Below are 2,261 nucleotides of genomic sequence, written 5' to 3'. Positions count from 1 at the left end.
GGGCGGCGGCGCGGAGGCGTCCGGCAGCCCAGCGCCGTGCGGCACGCCGACGTCGACGCCGACGGCGCCCGGGGCCGCGCAGCCGACAGGGCTCGCCCAGGGCGGGGTGCGGATCACCGCCGTCGGCCCCACCTGCTTCGAGTACGAGGTGACCAACCCGAACGGCGAACCGTACGACGTCACCGTGGTGTTCAGCCTCCGCTCGGCGGAGGGGTCCGCGCTGGACAACCTCAGCCGGACCGTCGCCGGGCTCGCCCCCGGGGCCACTGAGAAGGGGAGCGTCGACCTGACCGGGGCCCCGACGCGGCTCGGCGAGCCCGTCTTCCCACCCCGGACCGGCCAGGCACGGCCCGGCACCCGTCCGTCGAAGCCGGAGATCCTCAAGGTCCGCAGCGTGCCCACCGCCGAGGCACCCCGCCCCGACGGCCCCTGCCCGCCCTCCGGCCTGCGGCTGTACGCCGACGAGGGCAGCGCCGCGATGGGTCTGCGCGCGGTCGGCCTGCACCTGCGCAACTGCGGCACCGCCACCGTCACCCTCGACGGCTACCCGCAGGTGCAGCCGCTCGACCTCGACCACCGGCCCCTCGACGGGGTGCGCGTCCTGCGCGGCGGCTCCGAGATCGCCACCGGCACCGGCGCCGACGACCCGCCGCGGAAGTTCGACCTGCGCCCGGGGGAGGGCGCCCGCGCCACCCTGGTGTGGCGCAACACCACCGAGGCCGGCGAGCCGCTCAACGCCCCGTACGTGCGGGTGCGCGCCACCCCCGACGCGGCCCCCGTGATGGTCGTCCCGGAACTCGACCTCGGCACCACCGGACGCCTCGGCGCCGGCGCCTGGACCAGGGAGGACGTGAACGACAAGCCGTCGCCGCCCCCGGCACTGTGACCGCACTGTGATCGGACCGTTGTCCCGTGCCGTAATCATGATCATTATCGTGCGTCGGTATGTCCCACACCGATCCGGCCCAGCGGCCCGACGACGACTCCCGCTGGAACGTCACCCTGGACGAGGACTTCGTCCGCGCGGCCGACATCAAGGAGGAGAACCTCCACCGACCCGCCGGCACCCCGCCCGGCCCCAAGCGGGTCTGGCCGCGCAACCTCGCGCTCGCCCTCACCGCCGCCGCACTGACCGCGGGCGCCTTCACCCTGCTGCGCCCCTCCGGCGAGGAGAGCGGGACCCCGGCCGCCGCGGCCCCGTCCGCTTCGGCTTCCGTTGCCGCTTCCGCTTCCGCCACCGGGTCCCGGGCCTCCGCGGCCCCGGACGGTTCCCTGCTGCCGCTCGACCAGCTGTTCCCCGCCCAGGTGACGGTAGCCGGCGGCGAGGTCTACACCAGGGTCGGATCGACCGTCATGAACTCCTGCGTCGAACCGGACTCGGTCGGCCCGCGGCTGATCGGGCTGATCCGCGCGTCGAAGGGCTGCCTGGGCGAGCAGATCGCCCTGTACACCGACAGCGCCAAGAACCAGTACAACCTCGCCGTCTTCACCATGGCGGACCCCAAGGACACCGTCCACCTGGTCACCACGCTGAGCATGGCCTTCGACGACTACCAGGTCGGCGCCCAGGCCCCGCCGCCCGCCTCGGGCCTGGCCACCCTGCCCCCGGACAGCGGCATGGTGCAGATGTTCTCCGGCGCCGGCCGGGCCATGGTCGCGGGCCTCGGCCAGTGGTCCGACGGCCACGCCACCGACTACCAGACCCTCGTCGACAAGCACCTGAACCCGCTGCAGAAGGCGATCGGCCAGGCCGTCTTCGCCCACGAGTCCGCCCGCTGACCCGCCCCGCACCGCCTGCCGCCCGGTCGACCCGGGCGCCCGGTGCGGGACCCGACGGCCCGGCACGCTCCCCCGTGGCGTGCCGGGCCGTCGGCGCGAGAACGGAACGTGATGTTCCGTCGCGCGGTGTCCCTCGTGGAGGATGCCAGGTCGTCACCCCCGCCGTGTTGGCACCGGGTGGACAGTTCTTGGCATTGCGTCCACTGATCCGGGTTTCCCGCCCGCTCGTGCGCACCAGGTGCTCACGATGCGGGGTTTTCGCGTCCGTCCGCCCCGTTCGCACGGGCTGTCCCGTTCGCAGGGGCCGTCCTGCCCGTACGGCCTACCCGCCCGCGGTCCCGGCCAGGGCCCGGCGGCGGTGCTCGCGGGGGGAGAGGCCGTACGCGGCCTTGAAGGCGCGGCTGAACTCGGCGGCGCGGGGCAGGCCGCAGCGGGTGGCGACGGCGTGGACGGGCAGGGCGCGCAGCGCGGGGTCGGCCAGG

The 2,261-nt window shown here is 74.9% G+C and carries 2 protein-coding genes and 1 pseudogene; 2 read left to right on the top strand and 1 reads right to left on the bottom strand.

Going from position 1 to position 2,261, the window contains the following annotated elements; all coding sequences use genetic code 11:
• Both KS423_RS43865 and KS423_RS43860 read left to right on the top strand, forming a co-directional pair.
• A partial coding sequence (locus tag KS423_RS43865; protein ID WP_263455849.1) for a DUF4232 domain-containing protein occupies positions 1 to 886 on the top strand: 886 nt, incomplete at its 5' end.
• A 59-nt stretch (positions 887 to 945) separates the two neighbouring features.
• Positions 946 to 1,779: a hypothetical protein gene (locus KS423_RS43860; RefSeq protein ID WP_224285274.1), complete on the top strand. Its 834-nt coding sequence runs from the start codon at positions 946 to 948 to the stop codon at positions 1,777 to 1,779.
• Positions 1,780 to 2,101: 322 nt separating this feature from the next.
• On the opposite strand, the pseudogene KS423_RS43855 reads toward KS423_RS43860, so the two are convergent.
• A pseudogene (locus KS423_RS43855) lies at positions 2,102 to 2,261 on the bottom strand (AraC family transcriptional regulator); the annotation flags it as partial.

This window comes from Streptomyces sp. LS1784, from assembly GCF_020103755.1.
GTDB lineage: Bacteria > Actinomycetota > Actinomycetes > Streptomycetales > Streptomycetaceae > Kitasatospora.
The sequence above is the reverse complement of the archived record's forward strand: the minus strand, read 5'-3'. Positions and strand labels throughout refer to the sequence as shown.